Annotated in this window: 13 protein-coding genes; 1 reads left to right on the top strand and 12 read right to left on the bottom strand. The window is 30.6% G+C overall.

Annotated features, from left to right (window positions below; genetic code table 11):
- Positions 1-58 precede the first annotated feature (58 nt).
- The 4 genes from B5X81_RS00945 to B5X81_RS00930 all read right to left on the bottom strand — a co-directional run bounded on the left by B5X81_RS00945 (position 59) and on the right by B5X81_RS00930 (position 5,456).
- Positions 59-1,252 carry a hypothetical protein gene (locus B5X81_RS00945; RefSeq protein WP_079488666.1) on the bottom strand — a complete coding sequence of 398 codons (1,194 nt, stop codon included), beginning with the start codon at positions 1,250-1,252 and terminating at the stop codon, positions 59-61.
- A 15-nt stretch (positions 1,253-1,267) separates the two neighbouring features.
- A complete protein-coding gene (locus tag B5X81_RS00940) occupies positions 1,268-2,395 on the bottom strand; it encodes a M20 family metallopeptidase (RefSeq protein WP_079488664.1) in 1,128 nt (375 codons plus the stop codon).
- A 25-nt stretch (positions 2,396-2,420) separates the two neighbouring features.
- Positions 2,421-3,773, bottom strand: a complete 1,353-nt coding sequence (locus tag B5X81_RS00935; protein ID WP_079488663.1) for an amidohydrolase family protein — start codon at positions 3,771-3,773, stop codon at positions 2,421-2,423.
- 90 nt (positions 3,774-3,863) lie between these two features.
- Positions 3,864-5,456 carry a PucR family transcriptional regulator gene (locus B5X81_RS00930; RefSeq protein WP_079488661.1) on the bottom strand — a complete coding sequence of 531 codons (1,593 nt, stop codon included), beginning with the start codon at positions 5,454-5,456 and terminating at the stop codon, positions 3,864-3,866.
- Positions 5,457-5,971: 515 nt separating this feature from the next.
- Here B5X81_RS00930 and B5X81_RS00925 point away from each other — a divergent pair.
- Entirely contained in the window at positions 5,972-6,817 is an 846-nt protein-coding gene (locus B5X81_RS00925; RefSeq protein ID WP_079488660.1) for a hypothetical protein, read from the top strand.
- 140 nt (positions 6,818-6,957) lie between these two features.
- Here the strand turns inward: B5X81_RS00925 and B5X81_RS00920 are convergent, their stop codons facing one another.
- From B5X81_RS00920 to B5X81_RS00885, 8 genes are all read right to left on the bottom strand, one after another.
- Positions 6,958-7,632, bottom strand: coding sequence for a helix-turn-helix transcriptional regulator (locus B5X81_RS00920; protein WP_208984956.1), 675 nt, complete (start codon positions 7,630-7,632; stop codon positions 6,958-6,960).
- A 343-nt stretch (positions 7,633-7,975) separates the two neighbouring features.
- Entirely contained in the window at positions 7,976-8,944 is a 969-nt protein-coding gene (locus B5X81_RS00915; protein WP_079488658.1) for an ABC transporter ATP-binding protein, read from the bottom strand.
- Positions 8,941-9,927, bottom strand: a complete 987-nt coding sequence (locus tag B5X81_RS00910; protein WP_079488657.1) for an ABC transporter ATP-binding protein — start codon at positions 9,925-9,927, stop codon at positions 8,941-8,943. The genes B5X81_RS00915 and B5X81_RS00910 overlap by 4 nt, the downstream gene beginning before the upstream one ends.
- Positions 9,928-9,946: 19 nt before the next feature.
- Positions 9,947-10,807 (bottom strand): ABC transporter permease, encoded by an 861-nt coding sequence (locus tag B5X81_RS00905; RefSeq protein ID WP_079488655.1) that lies wholly within the window; start codon positions 10,805-10,807, stop codon positions 9,947-9,949.
- Positions 10,800-11,765, bottom strand: coding sequence for an ABC transporter permease (locus B5X81_RS00900; RefSeq protein WP_079488654.1), 966 nt, complete (start codon positions 11,763-11,765; stop codon positions 10,800-10,802). The genes B5X81_RS00905 and B5X81_RS00900 overlap by 8 nt, the downstream gene beginning before the upstream one ends.
- A 422-nt stretch (positions 11,766-12,187) precedes the next feature.
- Positions 12,188-13,735 carry an ABC transporter substrate-binding protein gene (locus tag B5X81_RS00895; protein WP_079488652.1) on the bottom strand — a complete coding sequence of 516 codons (1,548 nt, stop codon included), beginning with the start codon at positions 13,733-13,735 and terminating at the stop codon, positions 12,188-12,190.
- A gap of 224 nt (positions 13,736-13,959) precedes the next feature.
- Positions 13,960-15,129: a M24 family metallopeptidase gene (locus B5X81_RS00890; RefSeq protein WP_079488651.1), complete on the bottom strand. Its 1,170-nt coding sequence runs from the start codon at positions 15,127-15,129 to the stop codon at positions 13,960-13,962.
- Between the two features lie 12 nt (positions 15,130-15,141).
- The gene (locus tag B5X81_RS00885; protein ID WP_079488649.1) at positions 15,142-16,410 is read right to left on the bottom strand and encodes a M20/M25/M40 family metallo-hydrolase; all 1,269 of its coding nucleotides are present in this window, start codon (positions 16,408-16,410) and stop codon (positions 15,142-15,144) included.
- Positions 16,411-16,417: the final 7 nt, after the last annotated feature.

Below are 16,417 nucleotides of genomic sequence, written 5' to 3'. Positions count from 1 at the left end.
CATTAAAAAAAGCAGGCCATATAAAAACTTGGCTGCTTTTGATATAGATTTTGATCTTCTAAAACCAAGGAAGAACTTTAATTATTATAGATACTACTATTGTAGTGACCCCCATGGATGTTACATTTCCTATTGTAGGATGATACCCCTTAGGAAGCTTGTCACAAAAATATTCTGCTAAAGGCGGTCCAATTATACCTCCTAATGCACCTGCTATTACAGCAACTTTTACATTAGCTCCAAACATTAGTACACAAGCTGGACCAACACTTACTACCGGTACAAATGTTGCATACCAGCCCTTTTCTACATATTTATCAAAATATAGAAATATTCCTATAGCTGAACCAATAAACTGAGATAGAATAATAGCTGGAATTGCTCCTGATGCATAGGCTCCATGATTAACATTTAATATCCAATCTAAACAAACACCTATTATAAGAAATAATCCAGCTATCTCATTGGCATAAAACTGAGCTTCTGTAAAATCTGCAAATACCCTTCTTACAAACCAAGATGGCTTTTTCATATTTTCTAAAATTTGCTCTTGAGACTCCTTTGGTCTATTTAGAGAATTAGCAGGAACCCTTTCCATCCAAGGCAAAGCTTTGCATATTGCACAAACTAATATCCCAGTAATAGCCATTGTGAATACATTTGATACTACTCCTGGCACTTCTAAAACTGGAATTATATTATTATTTATCCAAAAGGCCACTGGAAATCCCATTATTCCTCCAAGAATTGATCCTGTAAATAGGGCTTTTATATTTGGTCCATACAAGAGCATTATAGCCGGTGGAATACCTACTACTGTAATAAAAGTTGGCAACCAAGTATAATCTCCAATGTCAAAAAATCTTGTATAATTTAAAATAAATATTGCAATAAACAAGGACAACAATTGAGAAGCTAATACCCAGGGCCATAGATTAGATCCATAAGAAATATCAAACCCTCTTAAAGTTGAGTTTTTTACATCTAACCGCCATGCTATAAATCCTCCTACAATAATTCCTAAGGAAGCAAAGAATCCTGCATAAAATTGAGCTTCTGTAAAGTTCATAATATACCATATAAACTTATACAATAAATTGTGCCCTGCGTTAGCCACTATTGTATTATAATCTAGCCAATTACTGGCCACATGGATATTATTTAAAATAAAGTATATTAAAAATCCTATTCCTACAGATATTGTAAAACCTGCTAAAGAACCAGTTCTATATTTTTTCTTACTATATCCCATAATACGCCTCCTAGCTTAACAATTATTAATATAAGAAATATAAAACTCTATCATTCTTTCAATTGATTCTATTTTTATCCTTTCATTTCTCTGGTGGCACATATTCTCTTCACCTGGTCCCAATATTACAAAGGGAATATCATGAAATGGAATAATTTGCGAAGCGTCTGTATAAAAATTTATTCCCTTAAATTTCACTGGATAATTTAATTTTTTATATACAGATACTATATTTTTTATAAAATCATTTTCCTCATCTATAGTTAATGGAAGTCTATTGTTTTCTACTTCAATTTCTACGACAATTCCTTTATTTTCTCTTTCCATCTTCTGCCCAATTTTATAAGCATTTTCTATAATTTCTTCATGATTAAAACCTGGGATAGTTCTTATATCTATAGACGCCACTGCATTTTCAGGTATAATATTAGTTTTAACACCTCCATTAATTAATGTAATGGCACAACTAGATTCCCCTAATAAATAATGATTTTTCTTTAAATCTAAACTATCTTTTATTCTATTAATATATTCATATAGTTTTTCTATAGCATTTAATCCCAGCTCCGGCTTAGAACCATGGGAAGCCTTTCCTTTAATATGAATTTTTAACCATAATGCCCCTTTCTCACATATTCCAATTTCTTCATCAGAGGGTTCTGCTATAAATACACTTGATAAATCTTTTAAAAGTCCCTTATCTCTTAAGGCTTGTACTCCTATTCCATCGGACTCTTCATCTGCGGTAAATACAAACTTAAGGGTATTTGGAGGAGTTATATGATTTTCTATAAAATATAGAGCTGTTAGTATCATAGCTGTAACTCCTCCCTTCATATCAGCTGCACCTCTACCATAGATGTATCCATCTTTAAATATTCCCTCAAAGGGTGGATGTATCCAGCTAGATTCATCGGGTACTGGAACTGTATCTATATGCCCTATAAATCCTATTTTTTTTTGAGATTTTCCTTCAATCTCTATTATTAAAGACCCTCTATTATTTTCATGGTCTACTATTTTATAGTCTATCCCTTTAGGAAAAAAACCTAGGATTTCTTTAACTCCATCCATTTCGTTCCCATGGGGATTTGTAGTATTTATATTGATTAATTTTCTTAAAATATTTTCTATTCTTTTCATAAGTTCTATTCTCCCTTTTAAACTCTTACCTTTTATAAGAAAACATTACTAAATCTCCTACTCCAACTCTTTTCACCATACCAAACTTACTAATAAAGCCTCCCGCTCCACTTCCACGTCTAACTGATCTATTTTCAAATCCTACTACTTCTCCATTTACGATAGTATATACTGCAGATTTCACATCGCTATTTATAATAGTTATGTTTGCTAAGGCCCCTTTACCTAAATGACCTATTTTTTCAGTCCACCATTTATTATTGGTTCTCTTTTCTAATAATTTTGCTGGATTTGATGTCATAGTTGCAACCGAATCTCTTAAACTCAACACTCCCATTTCTGATAATTCTAATAAAGCTGGTATATTATCCCTTGTGTCACCAAAGCCCTTCATAGTAGCATCATTTTGACCATCAGAAATTAAGATATCTACCAACCCCTTTTCCAAAGCTTCATAAGCTAATCTTTGAGATTCTTTTGACATAGTAAGACCTTCTCTACTACCTCTATTTTTTCTTAGCATAGTAGTGACAAATTCTCCAGTAACGTTTTCTTTTTTGCATAAATCTAGAACTAATTTCATTCCTTCTGAAGCTTCTTTATGGGTGCCACATCCAGCAGCTGTAGTGTGACCTAAATGAATTGGTCTATTCTTTGATAATTCTACTAATCTAATGGCATGATCTGGATCTTGAGTGTGGGTCATATAAACCAAATTAGCTTTAGATGTTATTTCAAATATTTTATCTATATTTTCATCGGACATTATAAAATGACCCATATGATCTTTTATACCTATTATTAAAGGCGCTGTAGTATTTGTGATTCCATTTCTTGTCATCTTTTTTGAAGCTATATCTTCCTCTAACTGCCCTTTGTATAATTTTATTAATTCTTCTACTGATAGCATAGTAGATAAAACATTAGCAGCCCCTTGATACAATCCTATATTTATTGGGAGTCCCCTATCTACTTCTGATCCTAATAAAGCCGGTGCCATAAAAGTATTGCCCGCTCCTGGTGAAAGTCCCATAGTAACACCATTTGCTACTGAACCATATATAGGGTTTGTGCTTACTTCAAATAAATCTCCTAAGTGAAGATGCATATCTATAATTCCTGGCACAACCAATAATCCTTCACAGCTTATTACCATATCCCCTTTTTCAATATAAATATCTTTTCCTACTTCTATTATTTCATCATTTAATATAGCTATATCTAATACTTCTTCCACTTCATTTTTGGGATCTACTACTAATCCATTTTTTAAAATGATTCTTCCAGTTTTCTCTAGTTCACTATTAGGATCCGATAAAACGTTTTCTTTAGCTGAAGTTAATATGTCTTTTAGCATTCCTACTTTTGTACTGTACATGAATTCTCCTCCTTGTTAATTTTTTTACTTAATCTTATTATACAATTAATAAATCATATATACATTGTCTACTTAGAATAAAAAAAAAGACTATATATTAGTCTTCATGTACAAGGAATATTGTTTACTCATATTCATAAGCTTTAAACAAAGCTCTATTTTAAACTTCTCTTCTCTATTATTTAAATCAAGACCAACCATCTCAGTAATCTTACTAAATCTATATTTCATGGTGTTATAATGAATAAATAGCTCCTCTGCTGTTTGTTTTAAATTCCAGTCATTTTTAACTAAACAGCTTAAAGTATCTATATACTTTGAACCATTCTCAATATCATAATTTATAAGGCTTTGCAAATATTCACGACAAAATCTATTAGATTCTTCTTTTAAGGAAAGATTATAAAGCATTTTATAAGCTCCTAAGTCAGAATAAATATGGGTTTTATCTTTCTCATAAATAGCCCTTCCTATTCTTGCAGCTTTTTGAGCTTCCACAAAGCTAATATATACATCTATTATAGATTCTTTATAATTTCCTATCCCTATAGTAACTGTGAAGCTGCTTTTATCTCTAACAGTCTTTCGCAGTTCTTCTCCTATCCCTTTAAGTTTTTTAAAAAAATTTTCTATGGGATTTATATTAGGTTCTACTAAAAAAACTATGCTATCACTATAAGTAGTATAAAAACATTGGTGAAAATTTCCTTTCATTATAGTAGTAGCTAAATAAAATATATTATCCCTTTCTTGTTCTAGCTTTTTTGTCTTTTTTATAGATATAAATTTTTCTTTAAAATTATCTATATCAACTATTACACAAACAAGTCCTTTATCTATTTTCCATCCATATAGTGCAGCTCTATTATCTGCTTCTTCCACAGTTTTTATATTATTTAGTATTAAATCTTGAATAAACTCATCTCTATACTTCTGCTCTATTTGCCTGTTGGATATTTTCTTCTGAATATTTAGTTTTAAAACTGTACTAGCATGTTCTATAGTTGTCTTATCTAAATCTTCCAAAGCCTTTTCTTTAACCACTATATAGCCATATATAGAACTGCTAATTCGAACTGGATATTTATAATATTTATTATAATAATTTTTAGATATATCTTCTTTAAATTTATGAGACATACCTCTAATATATGTTTTACTAAAAATCAAGTCAACAAAGGCCAAATCCTTGCCTAATATTTCATATAGCATATCTACTATATCATCGGTTCCCTTTCCTTCTATAACAATTTGTGTAAATGACTTATGGATTTTTTCAGACAACTCTAACTTTCTAGCTTGTGCATTTACTATTCTTGAAAGTACAGGATTTATAACATCAGTAAAAGCATATTTAGTAGGTATATATAAAATGGGAAAATTAAGCTCATCTGCCGCTTTCTTTACCTCTTGTGGTAATTTTTCAATAAACCTTCCCAATTTTATACCTAGGGCTGCTGCTTTATTTTCATTTAGTTTAATAATTAAATGTCTTAACTTTAATGGATCATCTTTCATTATGTACCCGGTAGTAATTAAGAATTCTCCACCTTTCATCCAGTTATATATATCTGGAGCATCCATAACACTAACCGTGCTCACTCTTTTATATAAGCCATTTTTTCCTGCTAAAACTCTAAAATCTCCAAACTGCTCCATTAGATTTTTAACTTTCATATCCATATAATCACTCCAAAATATTACTGCAAAATCTATAATATCAGAAACATTTCCTCATAAGAGTCTTTGTTATATTTATTTTCTATTTATTCTATCCTAAAAATAATTAGTTTTCCAAATCTTTTCTAAATTATAATGGATTTAACAATGTAGCACCAATAGAAAAGTTCATATTTTTATCATAATCTGATTAATAATTGAAGTTAAACTTTAAAGATTTGTAAAAAGTAGACTTAAAAGCTTTCGTTTCTTCTATATTTTCAATAATATCAATATATAATAAAAGATGCTAATATGCAATTATTTTATAAATATGTGATGAACAAACTTAACAAATTACTTTTACATATCTTATCTAAATACAGTAAACCAAATATACTCCATTATAACTATATATTGAATTTTCATATTATTTAAAATATAATACAAAGTATAGGATATACCATAATAAGATTTTAAATACATATAATCATTCGACATCTTATTATATAATTTCTTTAAAAAGGACTGATATATAAATGAAGTTAAATTTTATTAAAACAAATCCAACTGAAAATATGACTGTATTTATTTCAGATCCGCTCCCTCGTCAAAAATACATAGAAATAGCAAATCATATAATGGATTATAATCATATCCATGCAGAACAAGTGGGATTTATTGAAAATATTTCCTCACAAAATAGCCAAGCTTGTGTAAGACTTCATATGATGGGGGGCGAATTTTGTGTTAATGCCACTAGATCACTTGCAGCTATTCTGGTTCAAAGACAACACTGCAAAATCCAGAAAAAGGAAGAAAAATATATAGTTCCTTTGGAAGTATCTGGTTTAGATGAGCTAGTTTTTTGTGAAGTGGAATTAAATAATCAAAAAAATGATATGAATAGCTTTATCTCTACTGCTAAAATATCTTCTCCCCAAAATATAGAAGATTTTTCTATTAATTATAATAATACTACTATCAAAGGAAAGCTTGTCGAATTTCCAGGAATAACTCATTTAGTTGTAAATGACAATAAAATAGATTCAAAAAAAAATTTCTTCATGAATTTAAAGAAAAACTTTGAAGATTTAAAGTTTGAAGCACTTGGAGTAATGTTTTATGATGAAGAACGATCATATATGCAGCCTTTAGTCTATGTTAAGTCTACCGAAAGTCTTATTTGGGAAAGGGGCTGCGGTTCAGGAACAGCTGCTGTAGGTGCTGTGCATTCCTACAATTCGCAAAAAAACATAGAACTAATAGTAAATCAACCTGGAGGAAGTTTGGAGGTAATTACACAGTGGTGTGAAAATAGTGTAGACAATATCTATATTAAAGGAGTTGTAGATATTGTTGCAGAAGGGATTTTATATATTTAATGTAAAGTTTCACATATAAAAAATATTATAATTAGGAAAGAAACTAGGAATATAAACTTCTTAGTTTCTTTATTATATATTATAAATCATTAATATGCTTAATTTGCGATGTTATAAAATTTCAATTTTAAAAGTTCAAATTATTCTAATTCCTTAAGATATCTATATATGGTCTGCTCTGAAACTTCTAATTTTGATGCCACTTGATTAATTGACCCTTTTAATAGAAATACACCTTTTTTATTTAATCTATTTACTATTTCTTTTTTCTCTTCTATTAGCATTCTGGAAGGCTCTATAGGATTATTAGATAATACATCATTAATTATAGAATTTACAAGTTCATCTATACTAAGTCCAAAATTCTCTTTTTTATCTTTTTCATCTTTTTCTTTCTCATTATTGATTATATTCTGTTCTAAATTTTCCATCAATAACTCATCTATAAAGGATCTAGCATCGTGTAAAGCTGTAATATCTACATTTACACAAAGCATACCTATTAAATCATTTTTTTTATCTCTAATAAAGTAAGTAGATGCTCTAAGTATTCTGCTGTTATCCTTTGTTCTTCCTGTATAATTTGTGATAAATTTTTTATCTTTATATTTATCTTTATTATAAACAATTTCCAGGGCAAAATCTGTTACAGTATCACTTATGTTTCTACCAGTTATATGATTATTCCTTATAGCCACAATAGAGCTTTCAAGATTTCTCAAATCGTGGAGTATTACCTCGCAATTCTTACCATAAATATCTGCAATAAAATCTACCATTGGTTTATAAGAATCTATTAATTCATCCTGTGTCATTTCTATTCCTCCTTATATAATAATTTTAAGACAATAAAGCTATCATATTTACACTATACTTAAAGATATTTATCTTTAAATCACAATTACAAATAATACTTTAAATAATGTAAAATATCAACTAAAATTTTAAGCCTATATTTATAATAACATTTTTTTGTAAATTTATCACAAAAAAAATTACAGTTTTCCAAAAATAGAATAATTATACATATTGAAACCTAGAAAGACTAATCATAATCAAATAATTTCTTCTACTAATAGAGGTCTGATTTATGATTAGTATCTAAAATTTATTAAAAATATCAAAACTACATTTTTATAATTTGTATAGATTATAAATTTACATTGACTCCTTATTATTTTCCTTTAGACAATGACAAGCAACAAAATGATTCTCTTCAACTTCAATTAATTTCGGCTGCTTCTTAGTACAAATATCCTTTGCATATAAGCATCTAGGTGCAAATCTACAGCCGGGCTTAGGATTTATTGGAGATGATATCTCTCCTTTTAATAAAATCCTTTTCTTCTCAATGTTTATTTTAGGAACAGGTATAGCAGAAAGCAGTGCTTTCGTATAAGGATGCAAAGGATTTTTAAACAAATTTTTAGATGCACAACTTTCTACTAAGGTTCCTAAATACATAACACAAATATTATCAGAAACATGTTTTACAACTGATAAATCATGACTTATAAACATATATGTTAACTTTCTTTCAAGCTGCAAATCCTGCATTAAATTAAGTATTTGGGCTTGAATTGAAACATCAAGGGCAGATACGGGTTCGTCACACACAATAAATTCTGGATTAAGGGCTAAAGCTCTTGCAATCCCAATTCTTTGTCTTCTACCGCCATCAAGTTCATGGGGATATGAATATTCAAGTCGTTTTGCAAGACCAACGGTATCCATTAGCTCATATACTTTTTTAATCATATCTTTTTTAGAAGGATACGCTTTATATATTTGTAAAGGCTCTACAATTATCTGACTTACAGTTTTTCTTGGATTAAGAGATGAAAATGGATCCTGAAATATCATCTGCATATTTTTTCTAAGCTCTTTGAGCTCTTTCTTATTTACATGGGTAATATTATTTCCTTGATAATATACTTCCCCATCAGAGGAATCTAAAAGATGCAGAACTAATCTACCTAATGTTGATTTTCCACAGCCCGATTCTCCAACAACCCCCAGTGTTTTACCAGATTCTATTTGCATATTAACACCATCTACAGCATGGAGCATTCCTTTAGGAGTTTTAAAATATTTTCTTAAATTCTTAACTTCTAATAAAATACTCATTTTTGTCCTCCTTTTTTTGTGCTACCAAATAATATACACCTTACTTTATGGGTAGAATTTATAGCCTTCAACTCAAATTTATTTTTATCACATTCATCTCTCTTCTGGGGACAGCGAGGAGCAAAGGGACATCCATTTGGAAGATTAAATGGATCTGGAGTCAATCCTTGTATAGGCTTTAACCTGTAAACATCTTCATCTAAATTAGGTATAGAGCCTAAAAGCCCTAGTGTATAAGGATGTGAAGGATTATTGAAAATATCTTCTAATGTGCCATATTCCAAAATTTCTCCTGCATACATAATAGCAACTTTATCACAAATTTCAGCTACAACCCCTAAATCATGAGTAATTAAAATCATAGAAGTTTTAAAATCTCTCTTCAAATTATTCATAAGGTCAAGAACCTGAGCTTGAATAGTAACATCAAGGGCAGTTGTCGGCTCATCTGCAATTAAAAGTTCAGGGCTACATGCCAAAGCTATGGCTATTACAACTCTTTGCTTCATTCCTCCTGAAAATTGATTAGGATATTCAGAAAATCTATTTCCAGGAATTCCTACAAGCTCAAGCATTTCCTTTGCCTTAATATGGGCTTGGGCTTTAGAAATTTTTTCGTGAAGCCTTATAACCTCAGCGATTTGATCTCCAACTGTAATAACAGGATTCAAAGATGTCATAGGGTCTTGAAAAATCATGGAAATTTTGCTGCCTCTAATTTTGCTTATTTCTTTTTTAGATTTTTCAAGTAAATTTTCACCATTAAATATTATTTCTCCCTTTGTAATTTCACCTGGTGGATCAGGAACTAATCTCATAATACCAAGAGCAGTAGTCGTTTTGCCAGCCCCTGTTTCTCCTACTAATCCTAGAGTTTCTCCTTTTTTAATACTAAGATTTAAATCATTAACAGCTTCAACAACTCCATCATCTGTTTTATAATCTATATATAAATTATTTATCTTTAATATACTATCATTCATAATAAATTGTACCTCCTGACTAGTTTTTCAAACGTGGATCGAGAGCATCTCTTAAACCATCACCTAAAACATTTAGACAATAAATTGTTATCATTATCATAAGCCCAGGAAAAGTGGTCATATACCAATAATCTCTAATATATTGTCTTGCCCCCGATAACATAGCACCCCATTCAGGATAGGGTGGTTGTATACCAAGCCCTAAGAAACTTAAAGCAGCAGCTGAGAGTATGGCCCCTGCAACCCCAAGGGTGGCTTGTACTATAATAGGTGCCATAGCATTTGGTATTATATGACCGAATATAATCCTAAAATCACTTGCTCCTATTGATCTTGCTGCTTCAACATATTCTTGTTCCTTTACAGTTAAAACAGATGCCCTCACAACTCTTGCATAACTGGGTATATTCCCTACCCCTATAGCAATCATCATATTGTTAAGTCCCGGTCCTAAAGCTGCTGCTAGTGATAGAGCAAGGAGCATTCCTGGAATAGCAAGTAATATATCCATAGCACGCATAATTATGTTATCTACTTTATTACCGTAAAAGGCCGCAACAGCTCCAAGTCCTCCTCCAATTACCACAGCCATTCCAACGGCTATAAATCCAACTGTGAGAGAAACTCTACTGCCATAAATCATTCTACTTAATATATCTCTACCAAAGTTATCTGTTCCAAGTAAATTTTCTTTATTAGGGAATGAAAATCTCCTAGATAGATTTTGATCATCATAACCCTCAGGTGCTATATGGTTAGCAAAAATAGCACAAAAAGATAATAATATAAGAACTATCAATCCAAACATAGCTAATTTGTTTTTTCTAAGCCTTCTCCATACGTCTCTCCAAGGCCCCTTTTTTCTAATATTCTTATTCATAAGCGACCTCCTTCTTTTTCTTTTTATTAACCTTGTACATAGCTTTAATTCTGGGATCTATCAAACTATATAAAATATCTATCAATAGATTAACAAAGCTAAAAGCAATAGCTAAGAATAAAACTCCCCCTTGGACAACGGGAAAGTCCCTTTGTTTAATTGCATCTATCATATACTTGCCAAGACCTGGAATAGCAAAAACTGATTCTACTAAAACTGATCCACCAAGTAATACACCAAACTGTAAACCTCCAACTGTAATAACAGGTATTAATGCATTTATAAGGGCATGTTTCATAATAACAACCCTTTCATTTTGTCCTTTAGCCCTTGCTGTCCTAATATAATCCTGACGTATTACTTCAAGCATGCTTGACCTGGTTATACGCATTATTGTAGCAGTAGAACTAGTTCCTAAAGTAAGGGCAGGTAATACCCAATATTCAGGACCATAAGAACCTGAAGCAGGAAACCATCCAAGCCAAATTGAAAAAATAATTATAGACATTAGTCCTTGCCAAAAGTTTGGAATGGATACTCCAAACAGTGCTATCCCTGTAGCCAAATTATCAAATGTTGTATATTGCTTAGTTGCAGAAATAACCCCAAGAAATATTCCTAGAAACATAGAAATCACTGCACTCAGGGCTGCCAAAAGAGCTGTTGTTGGAAATCTTTTTAAAATTTCTTCTGTAACAGGTCTTTTCGTATTATATGATATACCTAAATCCAATTCTGTCACAATTCCTTTTACATAACCAAAAAATCTAGCTATAAAGGGTTCATTTAAACCTAATTCCTCTCTAAGCTTAAGAACATCCTCCTGTCTTGCGGATTCTCCCAGCATAATTTGAGCAGGATCCCCTGGTGTTATTTCTATAATAACAAATATTATAAATAAAACTCCTAATAATACTGGAATCATCATTAATAAGCGACGAAATATGTACCTATACAATATATTCACACCCTCTACAAAGTAGTAATATCTTTTCCTATATAAAGTTCTTAAATATATCAAGCAAAATTAAGTTTTTTGATTATTTTATTATATAAGCCTATTTAGATAGGTGACTGAGAAACTAAAAAACAGAAGCAGAATAGGAAAACTTCATATTCAATATTTAAGAAAAATGTGGGCCTTTTCATGAGGCGTGATGCCTTAAGGCCCAAGAACTTACATACTGTCAGTTCTACAAATTTTCCTCAAATCTTTTAGATAGTTTTATTGCTAAGTTTTTAAAGTCACTCTATATAGTAAAATAATTTTAAATTTCATACTTGCCAAATCTAAGTTTTATTTTAATTAAAGTAAAATGTTTATTTGCTGTCTTATGTATTTTAACTATGGATATTAATTTTTCTAATTGCAAATATATTTTACTTAAAATGCACATTACTTAATTTGTGATTTTCATTAGGATAATTTTCAAATCCTTCTATATTACTTCTTACACCTGTAACAATTTCACCATGCCAAACCGGTATCCAAGGAGCTTCTTCAATTACTTTATTTTGAATTTCTTCTAGGTATTTTGCCCTTTCATCTGGATCTATTGCAAGTCTTGATTTTTCAATCAAATCATCTATTTCTTCATTTGAATAATATGCAGTATTTCCAGAATAACCACTTTCAGAATGGAATTGATAATATAATTCATCTCCATCGCCTGAAGTAACTGAATTACCTAAAAGATAAATATCTAGTTCCTTCTCCTTTAATTTCTCTAAGAATGTACCCCACTCCAATATTTTAACTTCTGCATTTATTCCTACATCTTTTAATTGATTTTGAGCAATTTCAGCTATATCAATTCTTTGCTGACTATCACTAACCCAAATAGCAGTATCTAATCCATCAGAATATCCAGCTTCTTCTAACAATATTTTTGCCTTTTCTGGATCATATCCTAATGTTCTAACATCTTCACTAAATCCCCAAACCGTTGGAGCTAATACACTTTTAGCAGGAGTTCCTGTTCCAAAGTAAACAGTATCAGCTATTGCATCTATATCTAAAGCATAGGCTATAGCCTGACGCACTTTTTTGTCTTTGAATGTTTCTTTCTGACAGTTAAATCCAATATATGTTGTAGAAAGACTGGGAGTTTTAATTGTTTCTACATCTGGATTTTGATTTAATCTCTCAATATCATTAGGAGATATTTGATATGCTATATCAACTCCTCCTATTTCTACTTCAATACCTCTATTAGCAATCTCAGAAATAAATCTCATTACTATATTTTTAACGCCCTTTGTTTCCTGCCAATATTCTTCATTTTTTACTAATTCTATTCTGTCGCCTTGTGCCCATTCCTTAAGTTTATATGGACCTGTTCCTATTGGATTAGTTGACAAATAATCTTCCCCTTTTTCCTCCACTACTTTTTGAGGAACGATTACTGCTGAAGAAGATGCCAGTTTTGATATAATTGGAGCATAGGGATGCTTTAGAACCATCTTATAAGTATAATCATCTACTGCTTCACTTTTTTCAAAATCAATAGGACTTAAATCTGCTGCTGCATATCCATTATCATAAGCTCTTTTCAAAGAAAATTTAACATCACTAGCTTTTAATTCATTTCCGTTTTGAAATTTAACTCCTTTTCTTATATTAAAGATAATAGTAGTATCATTTTCAAAATTCCAGTCTTCTGCTAATACCGGAAGTATATTCATTTGAGGATCCTGTCTTACAAGACCTTCATATATTTGAGCCTTTACTTGTGACGAAGCATTATCATCTTTTCCATTACCATCTAATGTACTCGGTTCCGAAGCCATTGCCACAATAAGTGTATCTTTTACTTTTTCACCTTCTGATGAACCATCCTTTACTACCTCATTAGTACTTGATGAACAACCTGTAAAAGCAAGTGTGAATACTAATAATAGTATCAATAATATATTAATTTTCTTCATATTTATCCTCCTTTATAATAAAAAGTTTTTAATTATCTTAAATTCGGCAAGCAAAATTAATTATTGAGCAAATTGCATAATTACCTTCTCAAAAAACTAAATACCATATATTGCTTTAAAATCTTCGAAGCTCTGCCATGGGAATATATTCTATTTCAAATAATTAAATTAAGGATTATATTCTCATATGCAATTTTCTCTATTCTATTTCTTATTAACTTTTATTAAATTAAAAATACATTTTTTTGTCTATTACTCATAAAAACAGTTTTTTCTTTTCCTACCAATATAATCTCTTCAGTTAAAATACTATAGTCTCCGTCATTGAATAAAATTGTAGGCTCTATAGTGAATATCATTCCTGCTTCAATGGTTTCATTGGGGCCTTTACCATATCTTTCCCACTGCGGTCCCAGTAAAGTACCACCATCATGGGTAAATCTTCCAACTTGGTGTCCTGTTGCATGGGTTATTTCTGGCATTCCTCGATTTAACAAATGCTCTCTTGCTAGACTATCAAGCTCGTATCCTTTTTTACCCGGTTTTATATTTTCCTTTACCAAAGTTATAGCTTCATAAACAGCTTCAAATCTTTTTTGCATAATTTCAGGGGCTCTGGTTTCTCCTTCTTTTAGGAAATAAAATGTTCTTGCTATATCAGAAACATAGCCTTTATAATCTACACTAAAATCCACTATCATAAAATCTCCAGGTTTTATTACTGCATTTCCTGGTTCCCTATGGGCAATTCGCTCTTTGAGCACCATAGGCATAGTTAGCTTTTTAGTATTTCCATTAACAACTCCTCGCTTTTTCATACCTTCAACAAACATCTTTCCAACTTCATACTCACTTAAACCTACCTTAAGATTTTTAGTTACTTCATCATATATATCGAGAGTTATATCTATAGCTTTTTGTATCCTCTCGATTTCAGTGGGAGTTTTCACGCTTCTTAGTTTTTTTAAAAAAACTTCCGATTGTATAATCTTATCTACATAATTATCTCCTAGAGCCTTAATAAGCCATCTGTACCTCCCTGCTGTCAATCCATCACATAAATTATCATCCATAGAATAATTTATAGCAATTTTGCCGGGATTAATCTTGTCAATCACTTCTCTTAATAGCTTTTCACAATCTGAAGAGTAAATATAAACTTCATCAAACAAACCACTATTCTGACTTTCCTGTGCATCTATAACACTTGCTATAGCATATTTTTTTCCTTCTTTAGTTATTAGAAAAAAAGTTTTGCCAACTGTTTTAAGTCCGGTAATTAAAGGAATACATGGGTCGCTACCTTCACTAGAGTAAATTAACCATAAATCTATATCACAATCTTTTAAGTATTTCTCAGCTTGTTGCAATTTTTCAAGATATAAATTATCCATTTTTACACCTCTTTAATTGTTTTCTAACATTTCCATTACACTTTCAAATAGCACTCTAGTACCATAAATTAAAGAATTTACTGTTATACATTCATCATGGGAATGGACTTTTTTTAATACTTGGCTAAATGGTATATCATTAAGTAGTGGAGAATATCCATATACATTATGTCTAATAAACCTTCCATCGGTATTACCAAGTGCTATCATGGGAAGCATAGATGTCTTTTCTGAAAATTTATTAGATTTACTTTCAAGTAAGCCTATAAAATCATTATGAATATTACTTTCATATCCATCTATAAAATTTGCGATTTCCCAAGTTACATCTAATCCTTCTAAAATTTCCTCAATAATAGCTATAACATTTTGCTTTGTTAATATTGGTAAGAATCTAAAGTTTATAACTACTTCTATTGGTTTAGTCAAATCTTCTAGTTTTTTCTCAATATTAAATTTATTAACTGTCATAGTATTATGAGTCATATATTCCCACAGGTTTTTTAATGTTTTATCTTTAGATATATAGCTGTTTGCTGCTTCTTTAAATTTGTTGCTTACTTCACACATTACTAGTTCAGATTCATAGGAGGTTACCCGCTTTATAATTTTACTTAATTTTATAATTGTATGGTTTTGGGTATTATATATATCTTCTTCGTCATTTGATTCAATTCTTATCTTTACTTCACATACTCCCTTCTCGCCACAAGCACATGTTCTAAATTGTTTTCCATCTACTTCCATAACAAACCCGCCGCCTTCATTTACAACATAGCCTTTGGGTAAGAGATTAGGATAATTGTCCATTAGATATTTCATTCCATATTTACTTCCATTTTCTTCATCAGCAGTTGCAGCAAATATTATATCCCTATTAAGATAGATATTGTTTCTTTTTAAAAGAAGCATTATCATTAAACCCATTGCTGTCAAATGCTTGGTATCTAAAGTCCCTCGTCCATACATGATTTCATTGTGAATTGTTCCTTCAAAGGGATCAAATGTCCATTTGTCAGTCTCAACATCTACTACATCAAGATGTGACAAAAATATTATTGGTGTTTTATTGCCTCCCTTAAGTTTAGCTATTATATTCCCTCTACCTTTATCAGACTGTATAACAGTACTTTCTATACCTTCTTTGTCTAATATTTTTTTTATATAATTGACTGCTTCAATTTCATTGTTATGGCTATTGATGGTTTTAATCTTTATTAAATTTTTAAGTATATCAACTATTTCTGATTCTACATCCTTATTCCAAATTTCCTTTGCCATTTTTATT

Origin of the sequence: Maledivibacter halophilus (genome assembly GCF_900167445.1) — a bacterium.
GTDB lineage: Bacteria > Bacillota > Clostridia > Peptostreptococcales > Caminicellaceae > Maledivibacter > Maledivibacter halophilus.
The sequence above is the reverse complement of the archived record's forward strand: the minus strand, read 5'-3'. Positions and strand labels throughout refer to the sequence as shown.

Coding starts and splice junctions, on each gene's coding strand:
- B5X81_RS00925 (WP_079488660.1), top strand. CDS start 5,972: ATGAAGTTAAATTTTATTAAAACAAATCCAACTGAAAATATGACTGTA.
- B5X81_RS00895 (WP_079488652.1), bottom strand. CDS start 13,735: ATGAAGAAAATTAATATATTATTGATACTATTATTAGTATTCACACTT.
- B5X81_RS00915 (WP_079488658.1), bottom strand. CDS start 8,944: ATGAGTATTTTATTAGAAGTTAAGAATTTAAGAAAATATTTTAAAACT.
- B5X81_RS00920 (WP_208984956.1), bottom strand. CDS start 7,632: ATGACACAGGATGAATTAATAGATTCTTATAAACCAATGGTAGATTTT.
- B5X81_RS00945 (WP_079488666.1), bottom strand. CDS start 1,252: ATGGGATATAGTAAGAAAAAATATAGAACTGGTTCTTTAGCAGGTTTT.
- B5X81_RS00885 (WP_079488649.1), bottom strand. CDS start 16,410: ATGGCAAAGGAAATTTGGAATAAGGATGTAGAATCAGAAATAGTTGAT.
- B5X81_RS00930 (WP_079488661.1), bottom strand. CDS start 5,456: ATGGATATGAAAGTTAAAAATCTAATGGAGCAGTTTGGAGATTTTAGA.
- B5X81_RS00890 (WP_079488651.1), bottom strand. CDS start 15,129: ATGGATAATTTATATCTTGAAAAATTGCAACAAGCTGAGAAATACTTA.
- B5X81_RS00940 (WP_079488664.1), bottom strand. CDS start 2,395: ATGAAAAGAATAGAAAATATTTTAAGAAAATTAATCAATATAAATACT.
- B5X81_RS00905 (WP_079488655.1), bottom strand. CDS start 10,807: ATGAATAAGAATATTAGAAAAAAGGGGCCTTGGAGAGACGTATGGAGA.
- B5X81_RS00935 (WP_079488663.1), bottom strand. CDS start 3,773: ATGTACAGTACAAAAGTAGGAATGCTAAAAGACATATTAACTTCAGCT.
- B5X81_RS00910 (WP_079488657.1), bottom strand. CDS start 9,927: ATGAATGATAGTATATTAAAGATAAATAATTTATATATAGATTATAAA.